This is a genomic window from Methylobacterium sp. CM6241 (assembly GCF_054817845.1).
Genome location: NZ_CM139246.1, coordinates 3,892,400 through 3,913,771, shown reverse-complemented (window position 1 = coordinate 3,913,771; position 21,372 = coordinate 3,892,400). Strand labels below are relative to the sequence as shown.

Sequence of the window (21,372 nt, the reverse complement as noted above, 5' to 3'; positions counted from 1 at the left end):
CCCGTCAGTACCCGTATCCGTCATAGCCCCGGCGCGACGGGCGATAGCCGTATTCGCCCGCGCCGCCATAGGGACGGGGCGCGACGTAGCGCCGGCCGTAGGTCTGCAGATAGGGATCGAGCCGGGGATCGCGGTAATTGCCGTTGTTCACGCCGGCCGAGCGGTCGTTGCCGCTCAATGCCGAATAAGGCGAGAGTCCATCGCCACCACCGCCGGTGCCGCCGCGCGCCAGGGCGGCATCGGTGAGGCCGAGGATCAATGCCGAGGCGAGCGCCGCGCGAATGAGAGTCCGAGTCATGCCGGTCTCCTGATCGGGTCAAAGTGATCACTGGAGGCAACGACGCGGTGAATCCCACGGTTCCCGGAGTGACCGGCATCAGCTCTTCTTGCGCAGCGGCCGGGTGAATAGCGATCCGGCCGGCTCGAACCCCGTCCTGGCGCAGAATGCCCGCAGGCTCTCCTCGCCGGGCGAGGCGGCGAGTTCGAGGGTCGCGCATCCAGCCGAGCGAGCGGCCTGCGAGGCCGCCTTCAGCAGGAGACGGCCGATCCCGCGCCGGCGCTCGTCCGGTCCGACCATGAGGCCGGTGATCTGGGCGACGGGCTGAGCCGCCGTCAGGGAGCGATACCAGTGCAGGACGACAAGACCGCTCGGCGGCCCCCATTCGACGGCGATGAGGGCGGTCCCGCTCCCGAGGCGCAGGGAATCCAGCCGCTCGGCCAGATCGCTCGCCGCAATGGACTGTCCCGATGCCTGAAACAGGGAGGCAAGGCCCGCCGCGTCGGCAGCGGTAGCAGCCCGGATCTCGAGCCCATAGCGGCTAGCCAAACGCGTCTCCGGTGGATGTCACTCGGACATCCATAGACCACCGGCGGAAAACTCGGGACATCCCGTCTCGTCGCGCGACCCGTCCGCGCGGTCATGAAGACGGACGGAGCGGCGCACCATCGGCGCACCGCTCCGTCCATCCGCCACGCCTCGCTTGGGGGCAGTCGGAGCGCAGCGGATCCGTTTCGCGCCGCTCTGTTTCTGGATGATGTCCGGCCCTCGCCCGACCCGCCGATTCAGCGGTCGCAGCCGATGCAGATGTCGCGGACCACACGGTTGCGCATCGGGCCGGTCCTCTGGTTCGGAAGCTCGCCGCTGAAAGCATGGAGCTGCGGTCGCGCAGGAGGCTCGGGATGTCGGACGGGCTCACTCGGGCTGGCGTTCGCCGGCGGCGCGGGCGGTGTGAGCGCCATGTTCTGAGCGGCACAGGGGCCCGACGATGCGAGCGCGGCCCCCAGGATACCGGCCCCGTAGATCCATCTCGACATGGTCAAGCCTCCCCTACCACCGTCAACGCAGCGGCGGGGCTTGGGGTTCACACGGATGATGGCGCAACGAGGCAAAAGAGAACCGGGCGGGTCAGCCCGTGCCGGCATTCGCCGCGAGCCAGTCCATGAGCCCGGACAGGGAGCGGAAATCGGCGACGGCATGGACGGCCGCGTCCGGCATGGCGTCCCGCGCCATGGTCGCCAGGGCATGGCCGGGGCCGAGTTCGAGCACGGCCCGCGCCCCAGCCTCGCGGATGCCGTCGAGACAGGCCGCCCAATCGATGGTCCGCGAGATCGCTTCGGCCAGCTTGTCGAGCCCTTTGGCGGCGTCGAAGACCGGGGCACCATCGAGACCGCTGAGGAGGCGAGGCGGCGGCGACGGGCCGAGGCGAGACGGCGTCAGGATCTCGGCCCGCGCCACCTCCGCGTGAAACCGCGCACTGGCCGCCGCCAGGAGCGGCGTATGCGAGGGTGTATGGACCGGCAGAACCACCGCCCGCGCCGCCCCCGAGGCGAGAGCCCGAGCACAGAGCGATTCGAGATCGGCCACCGCCCCGCCGGCGACGACGCTGTCGGCGGCGTTGAGGATGGCGAGATGGCAGCCATGCTCCTCGACCAGGGCCGTCACGCGCGCGCGCGACAGGCCGCGAAGGCCCGCGAGCCCGTAGCCCGGCCCGCTGGCCTCATCCATCGCCTCGGCCCGTGCGGCGGCCAGATGCAGGATCGAAGCGGGCGAGAACCGCCCCGCGCAGCCCCAGGCAGCGAGATCGCCGATACTGTAGCCGGCAAGGACCACACGACCGGGATACCTCTCCCGTAGGACGCTCCATGCGGTGAGGCCGGCGACGCAGCACAGGATCTGACCGGTGCGGTTCCCGTGCAGGGCCGGGCCGCCCGTCCGGGCGAAGTCGCGCGGGTCGGCGCCGAGGAGGGGCGTCGCCGCCGCGAAGATGTCCTGCGCGGCGGGATGATCGGCCATGAGATCGAACATGGCGGGATTCTGCCCGCCCTGGCCCGAGAGCAGGACCGCGAAACTCATGCCGCCTCCATTCCGTCGACGAACAGGGTCATGGCGAGGAGGTCGGCGCTGCCGCCGGGGCTTAGGTTTCGGGCGACGAAGGCCCGGTGGACGGCCTCCGCTTGTGCCCGCCAATCGTCCCGCGCGACGCCTCCCCCGGCGAGGAAGGCGGTGGCCGTGGCGCGGGCGAAGGCATAGCCCGCCTCGCCGCCGCGATGGAGCAGGTTGGTATCCTCGAGATGGGCGATCAGGGCGAAGCAGGTCTCGACGCGAGCCGCCTCCTCATCGCCGAGGCGGAGATGCCGCGCCCGGCGCAGGGCGGGCAGCCCAATGGCGTAGAGGGTCGGAAATCCGGCCGCAGCCTCGGCGGGCGCGCCGCCGATTCCGTAGCGCCGCCGCGCCGCCGCTCCCGGCGCATGGAGCAGGACGGGTCCGGCGAGGATCGCGTCGCCGTAGCGCTCGCTCACGTGACGCCCGAGCGCTCCCGGCGGCAAGCGGCAGGCCGTGTGGGCGAGGGCGCCCGCGGCAGCGGTGAGCAGGCCGAGGCCGAAGATGGCGCCGCGATGGGTGTTCACCCCGCCCGTCGCCTCCCGCATGACGGTTTCGGCCTCGATACCGATCCGGCGAAGAGTGGACATGCCGCCCCCCGCAGCGCCGGCATCCGCCAACTCGGCGAAGTAGGGCAGGAGGGCCGTGGCACTGGCGCGAAAGGTGCCGGCATCCATGTCGGCATGGCTGCCGCGATCCACATGGCTGACGAGGCCGGGCTTCGGATAGGTCTCGACTTCGAGGCGCAGGGACTCGACCGCGCATTCCGCGATGTCGCCGGGGCTGAGCGGAATCCGGGCGTCCCTGACCGGAGAGCGGGCGCGGGCGATCATGACGCCGCCTCCCGGAGGAACGAGGCGGCGGGGCGCAGGGCCAGGCTCTCCCGCCCCTTGCACAGGACGGTTCCGCCCTCGGGGGCGTCGAGCAGTTCGCGCCAGTTGATGCCGACCCGGTCGGGCAGGACGATCTCGCCATCGAGGCGCATCGGCGCGCCTATCTCGATCCGCGCGAGGCCCTGCAGAAAGCGAGGATCGACCCGGCCAGAGACCGGCCAGAGCAGGTCGAGATCGGAGCCCGACCCGAGATAGGACAAGCCGGTCAGTGCCTGCCACAGCAGGCTTCCGAACACATTTGGCACGAGGCGGCACTCGCGGCCGAGAGCCATCACCTCATCGACCACCGGCCGCCAGGCCGGCGGTGCGGTCTCGCGCGCCCGATCCAGGGTGACCGGTGCAAGCCGGCTCGCGGCGGCGGCCGGCAAGGCGAGGCCGATCCGGCGCTTGCCAGCGGAAGGCGGCAGCGGCAGGCCGGCGGGGATGTGGTCCGCAGGCTCGCCAGGATCGCGGCGTCGGGTGATGACCGGCCAGCCGCGACGGGCCCATTCGGCGAGATGGGGGACGCCGTCGAGATCCTGGCGGCCGGCGACGAGGCGCTCCCAGGATGCCGGGTCGACGCGCAGGAGGTCGTGGCGGGCCAGACCCGACGCCTCGTCCTCAGTCACGGCGTGCCACGTCGCCCGTCGCCGCGCGTACCACCCGACCGGCGATGTCGCGGGCCATGAGCCGCCCGCCGCGCTCCAGGCCGAGAACGTCGCGGCCATCCGTTGTGGAACTCCCGGCGATGAGGGCTTCGATTTGGGGGCCGAGCGGTGCCGTGGGGTCGAGCACGGCATGGACCGCCCCCGCCTTCACCATGTTGTCGAGGCCGGGCGCGAAGACGGAGGTGGATGTCGCCATCTCCTCCAGCCGTTCGAGGGGGAGCTTCGTGACCCGCGCCACGGAGGGCAGATCCATCACGCTCGGATGGGCGCCGGGCAGGGCAGCGAGTACCCGCGTCGCCAGGGCGGTGGCGATGAAGGCACCGGCCGCCGTGTGCCCGTAGACGAGGCCGATCGTGGGGTGGCCGCTGGCATCGGCGAGCAGCAATGCCTTCGCCAGATGGGCGAGATATTCGTTGAGGCCGAGCAGCTCGTCACGGCGACTCATGCGCTGGCTGTCGGAATCCACGGCGACGAGGATCGGCGTCCCGCCGCCCCGGCGCACCACATCGAGAACGCGCCCGGCGAGGAGACAGGCCCCCTCGATCCCGAGCGGGGTGTTGCCGTCGATCCCGACCACCGCGAGACGGCCCGCCCCGAAAGGCCCTTCGCCGCCGATGAGGCCGTCCGCGACCTCGACGCCGTGCCGCCCCTCGGGAAACAGCGAGGCCAGGATTTCAGCGAGCGTCATGGGGCGCCTCCGGCAGTCGGGCGAGAAGGGCGTCGAACCGGTCCGTGTCCAAGCCCGGCACGGCGGCCGGATCGTTCACCCCGAGGCGGCCCCAGATCTCGGTGGCGTCCCGCGCATCGCCGAACCGGTCGAGGCGGGCTTCGAGGCGAGCCTGTTCGGCCTCCAGGGTGGCGAGATCGAAAGCCGGCGCCTTGCCGATCTGTTCGCGGGCGGCATCGCGAAACGCTCGGATCGTATCGTCCGCGAAAGCGTCCGCTCCGCCGATGAGGCGGCGGTGCTTTCCGCCCATGGTACGCCAGACCAGCGCCCGGTCGCGGGAATCGAACTCCTCGGCTCCCCTGTTGGTCTCGATCACCTCCGGGCCGGAGACGCTGATGCGTCCGCCCTCCGAGACCACGAGGCGCGAGCAGGTGCCGGCGATGAGGCCGCCGCCGCCGTAGCAGCCGGCGCGCCCGCCGATCAGCCCGATCACTGGCACGCCGGCCCGGCGCAGATCGGCGATGGCCCGCATGATCTCGGCGATGGCGGTCTCGCCGGCATTGGCCTCCTGCAGCCGGACGCCGCCGGTATCGAACAGGATCAACACCGCCGCCGGCTTCACCTGGAGGGCCGCCCGCAGCAGGCCGACGAGCTTCGCGCCATGGATCTCGCCGAAGGCCCCGCCCATGAACCGGCCCTCCTGCGCGGCCAGGAGGACGAGCGAACCGTCGAGGCGCCCGCGTCCCACCACGATGCCATCGTCGAAGGCGCGCGGCAGGTCGAAGGCGGGCAGGTGCGGGCTCATCACCCGCTGTTCGGGGCCGAGGAACTCCTCGAACGTGCCAGGATCGACGAGGGCGTCGAGGCGGGCGCGGGCGCTGGCCTCGTACCAACTCTGGTCGAGGGGATCGGCGGAGAGGGAGACGGGGCTCATCGCCATCACACGGCCTCCATCAGCCGGGCGCCCTGGAGCAGGCGCAGGGTCACGGTGTCGGGCCGTGCCCCGCCATCGTTGATGGTGATGCGCAGGCCGCCGGGCTGTCGGCGCGCCACGAAATCGGAGACCACGGCCTCCCAGACCGATCCATAGCCGTTGATCGCGGTATCGATCTCGACGGTGCATTCGTCGGGCGCGAGACTGCGCTCCATCAGCACTTCGAGGTTGCCCGAGGCGACCACGCCGGTGATCGCCTGGGCCTTGGTGCCGGGCAGGGGCTTTGCCGTCCGATGCCGGAAGGTCAGCTTTTCCATGGGGGCGCTCCCTCACCAGTTCCGGAACTTGGCCGGCGGCTCGTAGAGGCCGCCCGACCAGTGCACGAGGTCCTTGATCGACCGCGCGGCCAGGAGCGAGCGGTCGGCGTCCAGGGGATCGATGCCGAGATCCTCCGGCCGGCGGATGATTTTTCGCGCCCGCAGGGACTCGACCGTGGCGTTGTCGCGGCCGCGCCCGACATCGGTGTAGCCGGCGACCCCGCGGATCGCCTGCTCGCGCTCGTCGAGCGTCCGGCACAGGAGCAGGTTGGCGATACCCTCTTCCGTGACGATGTGGGTCACGTCGTCGGCGTAGACCATGACGGGAGCGAGTTCGAGATCGAGCTTGCGCGCCAGTTCGAGAGCGTCGAGCCGCTCCACGAAGGCCGGGACCAGCTTGTCGCCAAAGGTCTCGACCAGCTGCACCACGAGCTTGCGGCCCCGGCGTAGCGCCGGATCGCCGGTGCCGCCGGCCTCCTCGCCCGCCTTCATCCAGGGGTCCGAGGGGTGCCGCCTGCCATGGGGATCGGAACCCATGTTCGGCGCGCCGCCGAACCCCGCCACCCGGTTGGTGGTGACGGTGGAGGAATTGCCCTGGAGGTCGATCTGCAGGGTCGAGCCGATGAAGAGATCGCAGGCATAGAGCCCCGCCGTCTGGCAGAAGGCGCGGTTGGAGCGCAGGCTTCCGTCCGAGCCGGTGAAGAACACGTCCGGCCGCTCGCGGATGTAGCGGTCCATCCCGACTTCCGAGCCGAAACAGTGGATCTGCTCGACCCAGCCCGATTCGATCGCCGGGATCAGGCTCGGATGCGGGTTGAGTGCCCAGTGGGTGGCGATCTTGCCCTTGAGACCGAGCCGCTCGGCGAAGGTCGGCAGCAGCAATTCGATGGCGGCGGTGCCGAAGCCGATGCCGTGGTTGAGGCGGCGGATGCCGTATTCGGCGTAGATCCCCTTGATCGCCATCATGGCCATCAGGATCTGCGTTTCGGTGACCGCCGCCGGATCGCGGGTGAAGAGCGGCTCCACGTAGAACGGCCTGTCGGCCTCGACGACGAAATCCACCCGGTCGCCGGGGATGTCGACACGGGGCACCCGGTCGACGATTGCGTTCACCTGCGCGATCACGACGCCGTTCTTGAAGGCGGTCGCCTCCACCACCGTCGGCGTGTCCTCGGTGTTGGGGCCGGTATAGAGGTTGCCGTCACGATCCGCCGAGACGCCCGCGATGAGGGCGACGTTGGGTGTGAGATCGATGAAGTAGCGTGCGAAAAGCTCGAGATAGGTGTGCACCGCGCCGAGCGCGATCTGCCCGCCATAGAGCATCCGGGCGATGCGCGCGCCCTGCGGCCCGGAATAGGAATAGTCCAGGCGACGGGCGATGCCCTGCTCGAAAATGTCGAGATGCTCGGGCAGCACGATGCCGGATTGGACCATGTGCAGGTCGTGGACCCGTGCCGGGTCGCAGGCGCTCAGGCCCCTGGCGAGGCAATCCGCCTGTTTCTGGTTGTCGCCTTCGAGGCAGACCCGGTCGCCGGGCAGCAGCACCGCCTCCAGCAGGTCGACCACCGCCGAAGCGGACACGACTTTGCCCTCGGCATGGGCGCGGCCGCGCTCGATCCGCGCGTCCCTGGCCTTCCGCTGCACCCGCCAATCGGCCATCCGATCCGCCTCTCGTCATCCGGCCCCGCATCGGCGGAGACCGTGGGAACGCGCGGCCAGCGACAGGTCGCGGACCGTCCCGTATCGCGCCATGCGTACCCCGTCTGGCGACCAAGTCAATTCTGGGTATACCGATATGGGTTATCGGCGAGGTAAAGAATACGAGAGAGCCGGATGGCAAGGCCTCGGCATTCCGGGCGTGCTAGGATCATCCCTCTCCCGCTTGACGATCCGCCCCATCTGGGATGAGGGACATCGTGAGGTGGTCCGGCAATACAAGCGGGGAGGGGACGACGATCATGGACGGCATCGCCGAGGAGCGGGGGCTTCTCTCCGACCTGATCCGCAACGCCCTGACCGACGAGATCGCGGCCGGCACCCTGAGCGCGGGCACGGCCCTCGACGAACAGGACCTCGCCGACCGCTTCGGCGCTTCCCGGACGCCGGTGCGGGAGGCGTTGCGCCAGCTCGCCTTCAACGGGCTCGTGGAGTTGCGGCCCCGCCGGGGCGTCGTCGTCACCCGGATGACGCCGGAGCGGATCATGGACATGTTCGAGGCCACCGCCGAGTTCGAGGCGATGTGCGTGCGCCTCGCCACCTACCGGATGACACCGCTCGAGCGCAGCCACCTCATGGACCTGCATGCCCAATCGGAGGCGATGGTGGAGGCGGGCGATGTGGACGCCTACGACACGCTGAACCGCGGCTTCCACGAGGCCCTCTACGGCGCCACCCATAACGGCTTCCTGCTGGAACAGGCGCTCGCCTTGCGCACGCGGCTCTCGGGGTTTCGCCGCACGCAGCTGCGCCATGGCGAGCGGATCAGGACCTCCCGCGCCGAGCACGGCGAGATCCTGGCGGCCATCGCCGAGGGCGACGGCGACGCCGCCGCGAGGCGGATGCGCGCCCACATGCTCAACGCCGCCAGTGCCATCGGCCATTACATCGCCGAGCATGCCGGCGCGTGAAGCGATCAATCGCGACGGCGGACGGGATGGGTTCCGCCAGTCGTACTTTGGTTTGGAATTTGCTCTGGGCCAGCGGCGGCGTTCGAGCCTTGCGAAAAGTCGGGCGACCTCGCTGGCCCTTGCCCATGGCGGACAATATGGTTGCCGGGAATCGTTGGAGGTTTAGCCATGCGCCGTCGTCGATCCGTTGTCGCAGCAGTATTTTGCACAACTATACTTGTGATCGCGGCGAACCCTTCCGTTTCCATGGCTGATGTTTCGTCGAAAAGCTTGAAGCCTGTACCCCTCGCCCCAGATACGGTCAGGAAGGTCGTGAGCGGCATCGCCACCGAGCTGAGGGAAGGATACGTATTCCCCGATCTGGGAAAGCAGGCCGCGGATGCAATCCAACGTGATCTGGATGCCCATGCCTATGCGAAGGCGAGCGATCCCGGCGAGTTCGCCACGCAACTCACCGAACGCCTGCGGTCGCTGACCAGCGACAACCACGTGAGGGTGATCCATGGCGATCCCTTCGCGAACCGGCCCAAGCCTTTGGACATGCGAGGGGCCGGCTTTCAGGTGAAGCGGTTGGCTGGCAATGTCGGATACATCCACCTCGCCAGCTTCGTTCCGCCCGGGGATTTCAAGCCGGCCGCCGACAAGGCGATGCAGGACCTATCGGACACCGCTGCGCTCATCGTCGACATGCGCGACAATGGCGGCGGCCATCCGGCTTCCGTCGCCTACCTCGTCAGCTTCTTTCTCGATCCAAGCCAGCGCGTTCACATCAATGATCTGATCTGGCGCAATCGCGGGACGACGAGTTTCCGAACGGAGTCGTTCTGGAGTTCGCCCACCCGCGTGAGCTACCTCGGCAAGCCGGTCTACGTGTTGGTCGGTCCCAAGACATATTCGGCAGGCGAGGAGTTCGCCTACGATCTACAGGCCTTGAAACGCGCGACCATCGTCGGTGAGAAAACGCGCGGGGGCGCCAATCCGGGTGGCCTCAACGAGCTCGGCTCGGATTTCTTCGTCGTCGTGCCGACCGGCAGGGCAGCGAATCCGATAACGGGCGGCAACTGGGGCGGTGTCGGCGTGAGCCCGAATGTGGCGGCCACCTCCGAGGTCACGCAAGAAGCGGCGCTGGCTTTGGCGACGCGCGACAGCAAGTTGTAGGGCCGGCACGTGCACTTTCAGCTCGTCCTTTCGGGAAAGCAGAAAGGAAAGACATCACCCGCTCCGTCGCCCACAGCCATACCGCACACCGAGACACCACCGATCCGCTCGCCACGTTGACGGCGCGCGAACCCGTGCCGTAAGGCCTCATCATGCGGAAGCTCTCGCCAGGGACGGCCGGCCTGCGCGCGATCATCGCCATGATCGCGCTCTACGGCCTGTGCCTCCAGGCCTTCCTCGGCACGATGACGCCACCGGCCCCGGCGGGATGGGGAAGCGCCCTCTGCGGGCATGACGCGCCGGGCGATCCCGCCGATGCGAGCCCGGCCTGCGCGCATGCGTGCTGCACGGCGGCCCATGCGGGACCGCAGGCGCCGGGACCGGACACGGCCTTCGCGACGGTGGTCTGGCAGGCTCGCCCCACCCCGCTTCCGCCACGTCCGGATGTGGTGGTCCCCGCCGCGCGGGCACCGCCCGACCAATCCATCGGATCGCGAGGTCCGCCATCCGCCTGAGAGATCAGACCGTTTCGATCGCTCAGACCCGGATTGTTCCCGATGACCCCATCGTCCCAGGGCGGCGCCCACGCATTTCGCGGGTCCGACGCCATGCGCGTGTCCCGCGACGGCATCTATCGCGCCGTCTGGCGCTGGCACTTCTACGCCGGCCTGCTGTGCCTACCCTTTCTCGTCCTGCTCTCGACGACCGGCGCGATCTACCTGTTCAAGGACGAGATCAACGCCACGCTCTTCGCCCACCGGACCGAGGTGGCGGCGCAGAACCGAGCGCCCGTGAGCGCGAGCCGCCTCGTCTACACCGCCTCCGAAGCGGTTCCGGGCGGTGTGCCGGTCTCCTTCACCGGCCCGGCCTCCGCGACCGCCTCCACCCTCGTGACCATGCGGGAAGGCGCCAGCCGGATTCAGGTTTACCTCAACCCCTACAACGCCGACGTCCTCGACGTCGTGAACACCGAGAACGACCCGATGATGGTGGTGAGGCGCCTGCACAGCCTCAGCTATTTCGGCACGGTCGCCAACGGGATCGTGGAGGTAGTGGCAGGCTTCGCGATCATCCTCGTCGTCACCGGCACCTATCTGTGGTGGCCGCGCAGGCAGGGGGGTGGTGTCGTGACGATCCGCGCGAGGCCGTCCAAGCGGGTCTGGTGGCGGGACCTGCATGCGGTGACGGGCCTCGTGGCCGGCGCCGGCCTGTTCTTCCTCGCGATCACCGGATTGCCCTGGTCGGTCTGGTGGGGCCAGCAGGTCCGCGCCCTGTCCAACGAGGCGGGGCTCGGCCAGCCGCGCGCCTTGTGGGCGGGGAGGGCGGTGTCCGCCGTGCCGATGAAGGACCGGCTGACCCAGGCGGGCTGGACCATGGAGGACGCGCCGATGCCGGTCTCGCAACCGGCGGACGCGCCCGCCATCGGCCTCGACCGGGCCCTGGCCATCCTCGACGGCCTCGGCATGCCACGCGGCTACGAGGTCGCGCTGCCCGAGGGACCCACCGGAATCTATGCCGCCGCGATCTACCCGCGCGACGTCGACCGCCAGCGGCTGATCTCCCTCGACCAATATACCGGCGCCCCTCTGGTGGACGTGGCCTTCGCCGATCTCGGCGGCGTCGGGCAGGCGATCCAGTACGGAATCGGCCTGCACAAGGGCGAGTATTGGGGCCGCCTGAACCAGTTGGCGATGCTCTCCTTCTGCCTCGCCACGATCCTGCTCAGCGTCACAGCCGGAACTATGTGGTGGAAGCGGCGGCCGGCGGGCGGTCTCGGCGTCCCGCCCTGGCCGCGTGACCGCCGGATCGCCGCCACGGTCACCGCCCTGGTCCTCGGGCTGGGCGCGCTGTTTCCGCTGACCGGCCTCGCCATCCTCGCCATGATCGGGCTCGATCTCGGCATCCAGGTCCTGCGGCGCCAAGCGCGGCGACCGGCGGTCGCCTGACGTCATCGACGCGGGAGCAGCCCCCGTGACCGACCTCATCCGCCAGTTTCGCGCCCTGCGCGCCATGCGCCTCTGCCTCGGCAGCGGGTTGATCCTGCTCGCCCTGTGGGGACAGGCGATCGCACCGCTGGCCGGCTTGCGGATGATGGCGGACCACGCCGTAGCGGGAACCTCGGTCGACCCGCTCGTGCTCTCGGCGATCTGCGGTCATGCGGAGGGCTCCCCCGCCATCGGGGATCAGTCTCCCGCCGCGCCGGCCTGCAAGGCCTGCCCGCTCTGCGCGGTCGGGCTGTCGAGCCCCCTCGTTCCCCAAGCGCCATCGGTGGCGCGGCGCCAGGGATGGCACGCGCTGGCCTGGCCGATCCCGCCGCCATCCGAGCCGGCCCGTCCACATCGCCCGGCCGGCCAGCCGCGCGCACCGCCGAATGCGTCCTGATCCAGCGCGCGCCGTCTCCCCACGGCGCATCCCCTCTGCCGCGATCCGGAATGCTCCCCTCGATGTCATCCTCCCGTCCCCCTCATGCCGCCCGCCGCATCGGCGCCCGGCATGCCCTCCTCGCCCTCGCCGCCCTGCCGCTCGCGAATGCCGACGCCCTGGCGCAAGCCGCCGAGGACGGCGTCACGCTGCCGGAACTCTCCGTTATCGGAGAGCCAGGCCGGAGCGGCTTCGGCGTCGCCTCGCCCCAGGGCTCGGCCCCCAGCGTCATCGAACAGCCCGTAGGGCAGGTGGTGACGCAGGTCGGGCGCAGCGGGACGATCGACAATCGCCCAGCCACCGATATCGGCTCGGTCCTCGTCAACAGCCCGGGCGTCACCGTGCGCCAGGGCAACGGCGCGCGCGACGTCGTCATCTCGATCCGGGGCAACAACGCCCGCTCCACCGGCGTCACCAAGAACATGGTGGTTCTGGAGGACGGGTTCATCCTGACGCAGCCGGACGGGGCCTCCCGCTTCGATCTCGTCGATCCGCGCGCCTATTCCCGCATCGACGTGTTTCGCGGGCCGCAATCGGCCCTGTTCGGCAATTACGCCACCGGCGGCGCGCTGGCCTTCCGGACGCGGACGGGCCGCGAGATCAACGGCTACGAGATCGGCACCGAGGCGGGCAGCTTCGGCTATCTGAGCAATTACTTCACCGTTGGCGGCGCCAGTGGTCCGGTGGAGATCAGCCTGTTCGCCAGCGACGCGCGCGGCAATGGCTACCAGGGCCATTCCTCCTACGACACCCAGACCATCAACCTGCTGGCGAGCTACACGCCCACCCCGGACAACCGCTTCACCCTGAAGGTGATCAACAACCAGGTGAACGCGGACCTTCCCGCCCGCTCCTCCCTCGACCAGTTCGGCATCAATCCCTACCAGCGCAGCTGCGCGGCTGCGGCCACCGCCGCCCCGGGCTGCACGCTCACGAACCTGCGCATCAACGGGGCCTTCGGCGCCACCGTGCCGGTGACGGCGGACGAGGGCGCCTTCGGGCGTAAGGACCGCCGCACCATCGTGGCGGCGCGCTGGGAGCACGATATCGACGCGCAGACCACGTGGCGCACGCAGCTCGGCTTCGACGAGCGCAACTTCAACCAGCCCTTCTATACGTCCTCGTCGCGCGGCTCCTATCCGTCCTGGAACTTCCTCACCGACCTGACCCGGCGCGGCGACCTCTTCGGCCTGCCGGCGGTGGGCTACGTGGCGCTCGCCTACAACACCATCGACAACCACATCACCACCTTTAACCGCGCCCCCTATGGCGGACCGACGCTCGGCGCGCTGATCGGCGACCAGGAGGCGGTGCAATCGAATCTCGGTGGCCGTGCAAGGACGGAGGTCACACTCTCGGATCAGTGGACGGGTGTCCTCGGCATCGCGGCGGAGAACACCACCATCACCGGGCGCAACCTCGCCTACGGCTATTCGGCGGCGGGACGGACGACGACGGTGGCGACGACCGACCGCAGCTTCCTCAACGTCGCGCCCGAACTCGCCCTGGTCTACCGGCCGAACGCCGCCTGGGCCTTCCGGGGGCGGGCCGCCACGGGATACACCACGCCGGCGGCGAGCAACCTGTTCATCACCCCCGCCGGCCTTCCGGGCAGCAACACCCAGCTCCAGACCCAGGAGAATCTCGGCTTCGATCTCGGCGCCGACTGGACTCCGACAGAAAATCTGCGCCTCAGCCTGACCGGTTTCTACGAGTTCTTCCGCAACGAGCTCGTCTCGCAATCCCCCGGTGCCGGGCTTCTGAGCTACACGTTCAACGCCCCGGCCTCGGAGCATCGCGGCATCGAGTTCGCGGCGGACTGGGCCTTCTCACCCGGATGGCGCGCGGTCGCCGCCTACACGTTCGACGACCAGATCTATACGACATACACCGAGCAACTCAGCGCCGGAGCCTTCACCGAAAGGTTCGACCGCGCCGGCAACGCCATCCCGGGCGTGCCCGCCCACCAGCTCCTCGCCCGCATCGGCTACGACCAGCCGACAGGGCCGCTCGCCGGCCTCGGTGCCTATGTGGAAGCGGTGGTCCAGGACGGCTTCTTCCTCGACAACGCCAACCAGTTGAAGGCGCCGGGCTACACCATCGTCAATGCCAACGTGCATTACGCGGCTGACCTCCCCGGCGGATACGCCAAACGCATCAGCCTCTATGCGGAAGTCCGCAACGTCTTCGACGAGACCTACGTCTCCTCGGCCCAGAACCTCGCGAACTCCCTCAGCGCCACGAGCGGCCTGCAGAACGGTGCGGGCGTGCTCGCCGCCACCACGGGCTCGGTCTTCGCCGGGGCGCCGCGCAACGTGGTCGCGGGAATGAGACTTTCCTTCTGACGATGGCGGCGGGCCGGATGCTACACCCGGCCCGCCGCCATCGGGGCTGATCGTGAAATCTGCCTATCGGCGGATTGCCGTCACCACGTCACGCGCGCCGTCACCAGGGCCTGGAACGGCTCGCCCACGGCCACCAGCAGGTTGCTGGCCGCCGATGACGTATAATAGGTCTCGTCGAACAGGTTCTTGAGGTTGAGCTGGATCGTCGTCGCCCGACCGTTCACCGCCGTGCGATAGGCCAGGAAGGCATCGCAGACGAGGTAGTGAGGCATGGTGAAGGTGTTGGCGGCATCGCCCGGGCGCTCGCCGATGTAACGGGTACCGAAGCCGGCCTCGAGGAAACCGGGGCCGAGGCGCATGGAGCCGAGCTCGCCCTCCCGCGTCACCGCGCCGAACTGGTGGGTGAGGAAGGCGGAGGCCGTCACGCGCGGCGTGTTCTGAAGCTCCTTGCCCGCGAGGATGGGATCCTCGGTCACGAGGGCCTGGGTGAAGCCGTAGCTGCCGATCACCGCCCAATCGGGCAGGATCTGGCCGGCGAAATCGAGTTCGAACCCGCGCGAACGGGCCTTGCCGGCGGTGGTGGCGAGCCGTGCCCCGTCCACCACCTGGGTGACCAGCACATTGGCCTTCTCGACGTCGAACATGGCTCCCGTCACGGTGAGGCCGGGGCCGAGATCCGCCTTCACACCGACCTCGTAGGCCTCGCCTTCCTCGGGGGCGAGGGAGCCGTTGGTCTCGAGATCGGTGACGTTGGGTCGGAACGAGCGGCTGAAGCTGCCATAGAGCGAGAGATCGGGCGTCAGCTTGTAGACGATCCCGGCACGCGGGACCGGCTGCACGCCGTTGATGTCGGTGGTGACCACGGACGGTCGTCCGGCATAGGCGAGCTGATCGTAGATCTGCGCGCTGATTCCGGCCACCAGGATGAGCTGGTCGGTGAGGTGGAACGAGTCCTGGAGATAGAGGCTGGTGTTGTTGAGCCGGTCGCGGACGTCACTCCCCGTGAGCGAAACCTGGCTCGACGGGCCGAGGCGATCATAGATCGGGTCGAAGACGTTGAAGCCGCCCTGGTTCGCTCCGCGAATGGTGGTCTTGCGGAAGTAATCCACCCGCTCGTACATCGCGCCGGCCAGGATGTCGTGCCGCAGGCCGAACGTGTCGACGCGTCCGGTCAGGTCGAGGCGTGCCACATGCGCGTTGAAGTCGCCGCCCTGGGTCGAGTCGGCCCTTCGGGTCAGCATGCCCCTCTCGGCATTGTACGAGACCGCGCGGACCTGATTGTCGTCGTAGCCGAGATGGCTGAAGCTGTAGCCGAAATGCAGCCGCCAATCGTCGTTGAAGCGATGCTCGATGTCGAGGCTGGCGAGATGGCTCGTGGCGTCGACGCTGCTGAAGCGTTCGTCGAAGCGGCGGTCGCGCGGGACCTTCAGGGGACGGCCGGTGCGCGGATCGAAGATGGTGCCGCGGTCGAATGGAATATTATAATGCGAGAACTCGTAGGCCACCGTCACCTTGGTGTCGTCGCCCTTCCAGGTGAGTGATGGTGCCACGACCTGTCGTTCGATCGCTCCGAAATTGCGCCAGTATTGATAATCCTGGAAATCGCCGACCACCCGGTAGGCGAGGTTGGTGCCTTCGATCGGCCCGGTCACGTCGGCCTGGACGAGACCGCCGCCGAAGCTCGTCCCGGTGATGCCGAGGGCGCCGTGTGACGTGAATTCGGGACGCTTCGAGACGAGGTTGATGAGACCTCCAGGCTCCGAGATGCCGTAAAGCAGGGAGGCGGGCCCTTTCAGCACCTCCACCTGCTCGATGGCGTAATTGAAGTTCTGCTGCAGGACCGTACGGCGGCCATCCCGCAGGATCGAGCTGTCCCGCGTGGTCCCGAATCCGCGCCGGATCACGCCTTCCTGCGTGCCCCCGAGGCTGTTGGCCTGGGCGGTGCCGCTGACGTTCCGCAGGGCCTCGTCGAGGGAGAGGACGGCCTGGTCGCGCAGGACCGTGGCGGGCACCACGGCGATGTTGGCGGGCGTGTCGAGGAGCGAGGTGTCCGACCCGGCCCCGAAACTGGTGCGCCGGGGCTGATACCCGATGGTCCTCCGGCCATCGCCGTCGACGGTGATCTGATCGAGGGACACGGCCATCGGGGACGCGGCCTGCACCACGGGGCCGTTCTGGGCCCAGGCCGTGTCCGCGAGGACGAGGGCGGCTCCGCCCGCCAGCAACCACGGCAAGCGGTTGGCGGCTCGGCGGTCGAGCCCCACCGCGTTTGTCAGGCATCCTGTTTGGTCTTGCATTGTCGGCTCCGGAAACACTCCGGGATCACAAGTATTACCAATGATATATTCTGACAATATCCAGTAGAAACATTGTAATTCTTCTAAATATGCAATTTAGTGACGAATAAATAGGTGATATTTTTCATATTAACCGATATTTCATGCGCCAATAAATTTCCACTGCTTTTCCTTGCATGCACAATAGCCTGATTATCGACGGCGCGAGGCGATGTGCGTCCGATCGCATCCCCCTCGGAGGCGAGCGGAATCGAGCGCATCGCGGAGTCGGCGGATTGTGCAACGCGGCCGGATCGAGCTCAGGCAGGGCACTCGCGGACGGTCAGGGTGGTAACCGTAAGATCACATCTTGTCGGGAACTGGGACCGGGTGCCCCGACACCTCAGCAAGGTTGTAGCCTTCCCATGCGGAACGGCTTAGGGCGATCGGCAAAGCCGGCGGTCTCCTGAGAGCTGCCGCGACGAAGGAGTTTCGGATGACCAGACGCGGCTACAAGGGGGCCATCATCGCCGCCGGCCTCGGTGCCCTGGCCTGCATGGCCGGCACGGCGCAGGCGGCCCAGTGCGGCAACACGGCCAGCGGTTTCGAGGCGTGGAAGACCCAGTTCGCGCAGGAAGCGAAGGGACGCGCCAGCGCCGCGAGCCTCGCCGCCCTGATGGAGACCTCCTATTCCGGCGCCACCATCTCTGCCGACCGGGGCCAGAAGAGCTTCCGCCTGACTCTCGACCAGTTCCTGGCCAAGCGCGGCGGCCCCACCATCGTCGCGCGCGGCCGCAAGCTGAAACAGACCAACGCGGCGTTGTTCGCCTCGATCGAGCAGCGCTACGGCGTGCCGGCCGGCCCGCTCCTGGCGATCTGGGGCATGGAGACGGGCTTCGGCGCCGTTCGCGGCAATATCAATACGCTCTCCGCCGTGGCGACCCTCGCCTACGATTGCCGCCGTTCGGACTTCTTCACCGACCAGCTCTACGCGGCCCTCACCCTCGTCGATCGTGGCATCCTCAACGCCTCGACCCGCGGCGCCGCCCATGGCGAGGTCGGCCACACCCAGTTCCTGCCCAAGAACGTGCTGACCTACAGCACCGGCGGAAGCCTCGACAGCGCCCCCAACGCGCTCAACGCCACCGCGAACTTCCTCAAGGGCCACGGCTGGAGGGCCGGAGCCGGTTACCAGCCGGGCGAGCCGAACTTCGCGGCCATCCAGGGATGGAACGCCGCCACCGTCTACCAGAAGGCGATTGCCCAGCTCGGACGCCAGATCGACGGCGAGTGACGGATTTTCGGGGCCCTGCGGGGCCCCGTTTTCGTTCGGTCGAGCCGATCGTTTCGGGGACACGCGCGGCGCCGCTTCCCTAAGCCCACCTTGACTTGGCCCGTGCCCGGTCGATCTTCCGGCTTCGACGATGGCGTCGCAGCAGGAAAACTCCATGGCCGGGATCGTTCTCGCGGGATTGATCGGGATGGTGGCGGGTCTGCGGACCTTGACCGCGCCGGCGGCCGTCGCCTGGGCGGCGCATCTCGGTTGGATCTCCCTCGACGGGAGCTGGCTCGCCTTTCTCGGCTACCGCTCGACGGCCGTCATCCTCACCCTCCTCGCACTCGCCGAGTTCGTCACGGACACGCTTCCCGCCACGCCGAGCCGCACCGTGCCCGTGCAGTTCGCCGCGCGGATCGCGAGCGGCGCCCTTTGCGGCGGTGCGATCGGGACGGGCCTCGGACAGCCCGTCGCCGGAGCCCTGGCGGGCGCGGCGGGCGCCGTCATCGGAACGCTGGTCGGCTCCCGGGCGAGGGCATGGATGGCCGCCTCCTTCGGTTCGGACCGGCCGGCCGCCTTCATCGAGGATGCCGTCGCCGTCATCGCCGCGATCCTTGTCACGAGCGCAATTTAGCACCGCGTCCGGGCTTCGCCTCCCGGCCCCGCCGACGGATTCGATCTCTTCCCGGCTTGCCGCTTCGTATCTCGTCCGTGACGGACGATAGAATTGTCGGCATCGAGGACCGGAAGCGCGATTGGTGCGTTGCAGTTCATCGTCACGCCTGACACCAGGACGCTCCGCCGTGGGGAGCGACCATCCGGGGCCGGGCGAGGAGAGGGCGATGACCTTTGCACCCCTCCGCCGCACGGCCGGACATGTCCGGCTCCAGCCGGCGGCGGAGGGGGCAGGGACGTCGTGGCCGGGCCGGCAGGCACGGAGACCGATGTCTTCAACACGAGTGGTCGTGCGAGAGGGATCCAGGCCTCCCGAACGAACGATCACGCAAGCGCAGGCCCGAAGAGTCGGGTCGAGATGATGCCGGAGTTCCGTTGATGGCCAAGATCCTGCTGGTGGAAGATCATGAAGAGATCTGGGACTTCCTGTCCCGCCGTCTCAAGCGACGTGGCTACGACGTCATCCTGGCCCATGACGGCGAGGCCGGCGTGCAGCAGGCCCGCGCCGGACGGCCGGACGTGATCCTTCTCGACATGAACCTGCCCATCCTCGACGGCTGGTCGGCGGCCCGCGCCCTGAAATCCAGCGGCGACACCCGGGACATCCCGATCATCGCGCTCACCGCCCACGCCATGCTGGGCGACCGCGACAAGGCGATCCAGGCCGGCTGCGACGATTACCATCCGAAGCCCATCGACTTCTCCAAGCTCCTCACCCAGATCGGCGCGGCTTTGGGCGGCGCGGAAACGCCGGCCTGACCGACGGTCCGATCCAGGACTTCGCGCGTCCCGTCGGGACGGGGCTTCCACTGACACGCGTCGAGACGAGAAGACCCATCCTCCATGAGTGACGATCCCATCACCGCGCGCCTGATGCGGCAGGCGATGCCGGTGTTCACGATCCTGGCCTCGTGCCTGCTGGTCGTCACCATCGCGTCGATGCTGTATTTCGGCCGCGACATCATCGTACCCGTAGTCCTGGCGATCCTCCTGAGCTTCGTCCTGGTGCCCGCCGTGCGCGTGCTGAGGCGGGCGATGGTGCCGCGCGCCGCGGCGGCGCCCCTCGTGGTGGTGGCGGCTTTCGCGGCGATCATCGGGGTCGGGCTGCTCATCACCACCGAGGCGGGCCAGCTCGCCTCCGACCTGCCGCGCTACCAGATCACCATCCGCGAGAAGATCGCCTCGGTGAAGGAGGCGACCTCGGGCAGCGGAACCCTGTCTCGCATCGTCGACATGGTGCAGGACCTCGGCGAGGAACTGCAGCCCGCGGCCCCGAAGGACGAAGATCTTCCGGGCCGATCGGGCAGCCGCGCCAACCCCCTCCACGTGGTGGTCGCGACCCCGCAGGCCGCCCTCGCCACGACGCTCGGCGCCTTCGTCGGACCGATCCTGCACCCGCTCGCCACAGCAGGCCTGATCCTCCTGTTCACGATCTTCATCCTGCTGCAGCGGGAGGACCTGCGGAACCGCGCCATCCGGCTCGCCGGCTCCGGCGACCTGCGCCGCACCACGGCGGCCATCGACGACGCCACCAGCCGGCTGAGCCGGTTCTTCCTGGCGCAGCTCGCCCTCAACATCGCCTTCGGCGCGGTCATCGGCACCGGCCTCTGGTTCATCGGGGTGCCGAGCCCGATCCTGTTCGGCGTGCTGGCGGCGATCCTGCGCTTCGTGCCCTATATCGGTGGCGCGATCAGCGCCCTTCTGCCCCTGATCCTGGCCGCTGCGGTGGATCCCGGCTGGTCGATGGTCATCGCCACCGCGCTCCTGTTCCTCATCGTCGAGCCCATCGCCGGCCATGTGGTCGAACCGCTGCTCTACGGCCATTCCACCGGCCTCTCGCCGCTGGCGGTCATCCTGGCGGCCACGGTGTGGACCTTCCTCTGGGGACCGATCGGCCTCGTCCTCGCGACGCCGATCACGGTCTGTCTCGTCGTCCTCGGCCGCCACGTGGACCGGCTCTGGTTCCTCGACGTCATCCTCGGCGACCAGCCCGCTTTGGCGCCGCCCGAAATCTTCTACCAGCGCATGCTCGCCGGAGACCCCGCCGAGGCGATCGAGCAGGGCCGGCAGGTGCTGAAGGCGCGGGCGCTGGTGACCTATTACGACGAGGTCGTGCTGGCGGGCCTTCGCCTCGCGCAGGACGACCTCGCCCGCGGGGCCCTCGACCGGTCGCGCCAGAGCGAGGTCGGCGCGGCGATCCGCACCGTGGTCGACAGGCTCAAGCTCGCGCCGATCAAGCGGTCGGGCTCCGCCGCGAATGCCGAAGCGGCGGCGGCCATCGCCGCCGCCGGACCGGATCGCAGCAGCGCCGGCATCGTCCTGGCGCGGGACGATCTCGCTACGAACTGGCGCGGCACCACCCCGATCCTCTGCGTCTCGAGCCGCGGTCCCTTCGACGAGGCGGCGACCCTGATGCTCAGCCAGATCCTCGGTCGCCATGGTCTGGCCGCCCAGATGACCTCGCTGGCCGACCTGCGCGCAGACAAGCGGCCGGAGCGCACCGACGAGATTGCGATGATCTGCTTCTCCTATCTCGAACCGGTCAGCCTCTCGCAGATCCGCCTCACCGTCCGCCAGGCCCGTAAGGAGCTTCCCGGTGTGAAGGTGCTCGTCGGGTTCTGGCGCGAGCGCGATCCCTCGACCCTCGACCGCCTTCGCCGGACCACCTCCGCCGACGTGCTGGTGACCTCCCTCAACGATGCCCTCGACGCGGCCCTGCGCTATGCCGCGCCGGAGCGGGCGGGACGCGGCTGAGG

Annotated in this window: 21 protein-coding genes; 10 read left to right on the top strand and 11 right to left on the bottom strand. The window is 68.9% G+C overall.

The window, feature by feature from the left end; translation table 11 throughout:
- Positions 1-4 precede the first annotated feature (4 nt).
- From ACYQR9_RS18370 to mdcA, 10 genes are all read right to left on the bottom strand, one after another.
- Entirely contained in the window at positions 5-298 is a 294-nt protein-coding gene (locus ACYQR9_RS18370) for a hypothetical protein (protein ID WP_056427179.1), read from the bottom strand.
- A 78-nt stretch (positions 299-376) separates the two neighbouring features.
- Positions 377-826 carry a GNAT family N-acetyltransferase gene (locus ACYQR9_RS18365; protein WP_461227628.1) on the bottom strand — a complete coding sequence of 150 codons (450 nt, stop codon included), beginning with the start codon at positions 824-826 and terminating at the stop codon, positions 377-379.
- Positions 827-1,062: 236 nt separating this feature from the next.
- Entirely contained in the window at positions 1,063-1,314 is a 252-nt protein-coding gene (locus ACYQR9_RS18360; protein WP_311276803.1) for a hypothetical protein, read from the bottom strand.
- Between the two features lie 91 nt (positions 1,315-1,405).
- Positions 1,406-2,353, bottom strand: coding sequence for an ACP S-malonyltransferase (locus tag ACYQR9_RS18355; RefSeq protein ID WP_461227627.1), 948 nt, complete (start codon positions 2,351-2,353; stop codon positions 1,406-1,408).
- Positions 2,350-3,213 (bottom strand): triphosphoribosyl-dephospho-CoA synthase MdcB, encoded by an 864-nt coding sequence (mdcB, locus tag ACYQR9_RS18350; RefSeq protein ID WP_461227626.1) that lies wholly within the window; start codon positions 3,211-3,213, stop codon positions 2,350-2,352. Before mdcB ends, ACYQR9_RS18355 begins: the two co-directional genes overlap by 4 nt.
- Positions 3,210-3,881 (bottom strand): malonate decarboxylase holo-[acyl-carrier-protein] synthase, encoded by a 672-nt coding sequence (gene mdcG / locus ACYQR9_RS18345; RefSeq protein ID WP_461227625.1) that lies wholly within the window; start codon positions 3,879-3,881, stop codon positions 3,210-3,212. The genes mdcB and mdcG overlap by 4 nt, the downstream gene beginning before the upstream one ends.
- The gene (locus tag ACYQR9_RS18340; RefSeq protein ID WP_461227624.1) at positions 3,874-4,608 is read right to left on the bottom strand and encodes a biotin-independent malonate decarboxylase subunit gamma; all 735 of its coding nucleotides are present in this window, start codon (positions 4,606-4,608) and stop codon (positions 3,874-3,876) included. The genes mdcG and ACYQR9_RS18340 overlap by 8 nt, the downstream gene beginning before the upstream one ends.
- Positions 4,595-5,527: a biotin-independent malonate decarboxylase subunit beta gene (locus tag ACYQR9_RS18335; protein ID WP_461227623.1), complete on the bottom strand. Its 933-nt coding sequence runs from the start codon at positions 5,525-5,527 to the stop codon at positions 4,595-4,597. The genes ACYQR9_RS18340 and ACYQR9_RS18335 overlap by 14 nt, the downstream gene beginning before the upstream one ends.
- Positions 5,527-5,838, bottom strand: coding sequence for a malonate decarboxylase acyl carrier protein (gene mdcC / locus ACYQR9_RS18330; RefSeq protein WP_461227622.1), 312 nt, complete (start codon positions 5,836-5,838; stop codon positions 5,527-5,529). The genes ACYQR9_RS18335 and mdcC overlap by 1 nt, the downstream gene beginning before the upstream one ends.
- A gap of 12 nt (positions 5,839-5,850) precedes the next feature.
- Positions 5,851-7,497: a malonate decarboxylase subunit alpha gene (gene mdcA / locus ACYQR9_RS18325; protein ID WP_056427207.1), complete on the bottom strand. Its 1,647-nt coding sequence runs from the start codon at positions 7,495-7,497 to the stop codon at positions 5,851-5,853.
- 299 nt (positions 7,498-7,796) lie between these two features.
- Here mdcA and ACYQR9_RS18320 point away from each other — a divergent pair, with 299 nt between their 5' ends.
- The 6 genes from ACYQR9_RS18320 to ACYQR9_RS18295 all read left to right on the top strand — a co-directional run bounded on the left by ACYQR9_RS18320 (position 7,797) and on the right by ACYQR9_RS18295 (position 14,389).
- On the top strand, positions 7,797-8,465 hold the full coding sequence (locus ACYQR9_RS18320) for a GntR family transcriptional regulator (protein WP_207411974.1): 669 nt from the start codon (positions 7,797-7,799) through the stop codon (positions 8,463-8,465).
- A gap of 168 nt (positions 8,466-8,633) precedes the next feature.
- A complete protein-coding gene (locus ACYQR9_RS18315) occupies positions 8,634-9,623 on the top strand; it encodes a S41 family peptidase (RefSeq protein WP_461227621.1) in 990 nt (329 codons plus the stop codon).
- Positions 9,624-9,775: 152 nt separating this feature from the next.
- Positions 9,776-10,138: a hypothetical protein gene (locus ACYQR9_RS18310; RefSeq protein ID WP_461227620.1), complete on the top strand. Its 363-nt coding sequence runs from the start codon at positions 9,776-9,778 to the stop codon at positions 10,136-10,138.
- Between the two features lie 42 nt (positions 10,139-10,180).
- A complete protein-coding gene (locus ACYQR9_RS18305) occupies positions 10,181-11,569 on the top strand; it encodes a PepSY-associated TM helix domain-containing protein (RefSeq protein ID WP_461227619.1) in 1,389 nt (462 codons plus the stop codon).
- Between the two features lie 25 nt (positions 11,570-11,594).
- Positions 11,595-12,005 carry a hypothetical protein gene (locus ACYQR9_RS18300; protein WP_461227618.1) on the top strand — a complete coding sequence of 137 codons (411 nt, stop codon included), beginning with the start codon at positions 11,595-11,597 and terminating at the stop codon, positions 12,003-12,005.
- A gap of 62 nt (positions 12,006-12,067) precedes the next feature.
- The gene (locus ACYQR9_RS18295; RefSeq protein WP_461227617.1) at positions 12,068-14,389 is read left to right on the top strand and encodes a TonB-dependent receptor family protein; all 2,322 of its coding nucleotides are present in this window, start codon (positions 12,068-12,070) and stop codon (positions 14,387-14,389) included.
- 80 nt (positions 14,390-14,469) lie between these two features.
- On the opposite strand, the gene ACYQR9_RS18290 is transcribed toward ACYQR9_RS18295, so the two are convergent.
- The gene (locus ACYQR9_RS18290; RefSeq protein WP_246747903.1) at positions 14,470-16,686 is read right to left on the bottom strand and encodes a TonB-dependent siderophore receptor; all 2,217 of its coding nucleotides are present in this window, start codon (positions 16,684-16,686) and stop codon (positions 14,470-14,472) included.
- Between the two features lie 475 nt (positions 16,687-17,161).
- Here ACYQR9_RS18290 and ACYQR9_RS18285 point away from each other — a divergent pair, with 475 nt between their 5' ends.
- The 4 genes from ACYQR9_RS18285 to ACYQR9_RS18270 all read left to right on the top strand — a co-directional run bounded on the left by ACYQR9_RS18285 (position 17,162) and on the right by ACYQR9_RS18270 (position 21,370).
- The gene (locus ACYQR9_RS18285) at positions 17,162-17,959 is read left to right on the top strand and encodes a lytic murein transglycosylase (protein WP_056427226.1); all 798 of its coding nucleotides are present in this window, start codon (positions 17,162-17,164) and stop codon (positions 17,957-17,959) included.
- Between the two features lie 154 nt (positions 17,960-18,113).
- A complete protein-coding gene (locus tag ACYQR9_RS18280) occupies positions 18,114-18,575 on the top strand; it encodes a DUF4126 family protein (protein ID WP_207411948.1) in 462 nt (153 codons plus the stop codon).
- Between the two features lie 419 nt (positions 18,576-18,994).
- Positions 18,995-19,375 (top strand): response regulator, encoded by a 381-nt coding sequence (locus tag ACYQR9_RS18275; protein ID WP_018043373.1) that lies wholly within the window; start codon positions 18,995-18,997, stop codon positions 19,373-19,375.
- A gap of 84 nt (positions 19,376-19,459) precedes the next feature.
- Entirely contained in the window at positions 19,460-21,370 is a 1,911-nt protein-coding gene (locus ACYQR9_RS18270) for an AI-2E family transporter (protein WP_461227616.1), read from the top strand.
- The last annotated feature ends 2 nt before the right edge of the window (positions 21,371-21,372 follow it).

Excerpts from the sequence above, each read along its gene's own strand:
- mdcC (WP_461227622.1), bottom strand. The coding sequence starts at position 5,838 with ATGGAAAAGCTGACCTTCCGGCATCGGACGGCAAAGCCCCTGCCCGGC.
- ACYQR9_RS18310 (WP_461227620.1), top strand. The coding sequence starts at position 9,776 with ATGCGGAAGCTCTCGCCAGGGACGGCCGGCCTGCGCGCGATCATCGCC.
- ACYQR9_RS18275 (WP_018043373.1), top strand. The coding sequence starts at position 18,995 with ATGGCCAAGATCCTGCTGGTGGAAGATCATGAAGAGATCTGGGACTTC.
- ACYQR9_RS18335 (WP_461227623.1), bottom strand. The coding sequence starts at position 5,527 with ATGGCGATGAGCCCCGTCTCCCTCTCCGCCGATCCCCTCGACCAGAGT.
- ACYQR9_RS18270 (WP_461227616.1), top strand. The coding sequence starts at position 19,460 with ATGAGTGACGATCCCATCACCGCGCGCCTGATGCGGCAGGCGATGCCG.
- ACYQR9_RS18315 (WP_461227621.1), top strand. The coding sequence starts at position 8,634 with ATGCGCCGTCGTCGATCCGTTGTCGCAGCAGTATTTTGCACAACTATA.
- ACYQR9_RS18360 (WP_311276803.1), bottom strand. The coding sequence starts at position 1,314 with ATGTCGAGATGGATCTACGGGGCCGGTATCCTGGGGGCCGCGCTCGCA.
- ACYQR9_RS18320 (WP_207411974.1), top strand. The coding sequence starts at position 7,797 with ATGGACGGCATCGCCGAGGAGCGGGGGCTTCTCTCCGACCTGATCCGC.
- ACYQR9_RS18340 (WP_461227624.1), bottom strand. The coding sequence starts at position 4,608 with ATGACGCTCGCTGAAATCCTGGCCTCGCTGTTTCCCGAGGGGCGGCAC.
- ACYQR9_RS18280 (WP_207411948.1), top strand. The coding sequence starts at position 18,114 with ATGGCCGGGATCGTTCTCGCGGGATTGATCGGGATGGTGGCGGGTCTG.
- ACYQR9_RS18305 (WP_461227619.1), top strand. The coding sequence starts at position 10,181 with ATGACCCCATCGTCCCAGGGCGGCGCCCACGCATTTCGCGGGTCCGAC.
- mdcB (WP_461227626.1), bottom strand. The coding sequence starts at position 3,213 with ATGATCGCCCGCGCCCGCTCTCCGGTCAGGGACGCCCGGATTCCGCTC.
- mdcA (WP_056427207.1), bottom strand. The coding sequence starts at position 7,497 with ATGGCCGATTGGCGGGTGCAGCGGAAGGCCAGGGACGCGCGGATCGAG.
- ACYQR9_RS18285 (WP_056427226.1), top strand. The coding sequence starts at position 17,162 with ATGACCAGACGCGGCTACAAGGGGGCCATCATCGCCGCCGGCCTCGGT.
- ACYQR9_RS18355 (WP_461227627.1), bottom strand. The coding sequence starts at position 2,353 with ATGAGTTTCGCGGTCCTGCTCTCGGGCCAGGGCGGGCAGAATCCCGCC.
- ACYQR9_RS18295 (WP_461227617.1), top strand. The coding sequence starts at position 12,068 with ATGTCATCCTCCCGTCCCCCTCATGCCGCCCGCCGCATCGGCGCCCGG.
- ACYQR9_RS18370 (WP_056427179.1), bottom strand. The coding sequence starts at position 298 with ATGACTCGGACTCTCATTCGCGCGGCGCTCGCCTCGGCATTGATCCTC.
- ACYQR9_RS18290 (WP_246747903.1), bottom strand. The coding sequence starts at position 16,686 with ATGCAAGACCAAACAGGATGCCTGACAAACGCGGTGGGGCTCGACCGC.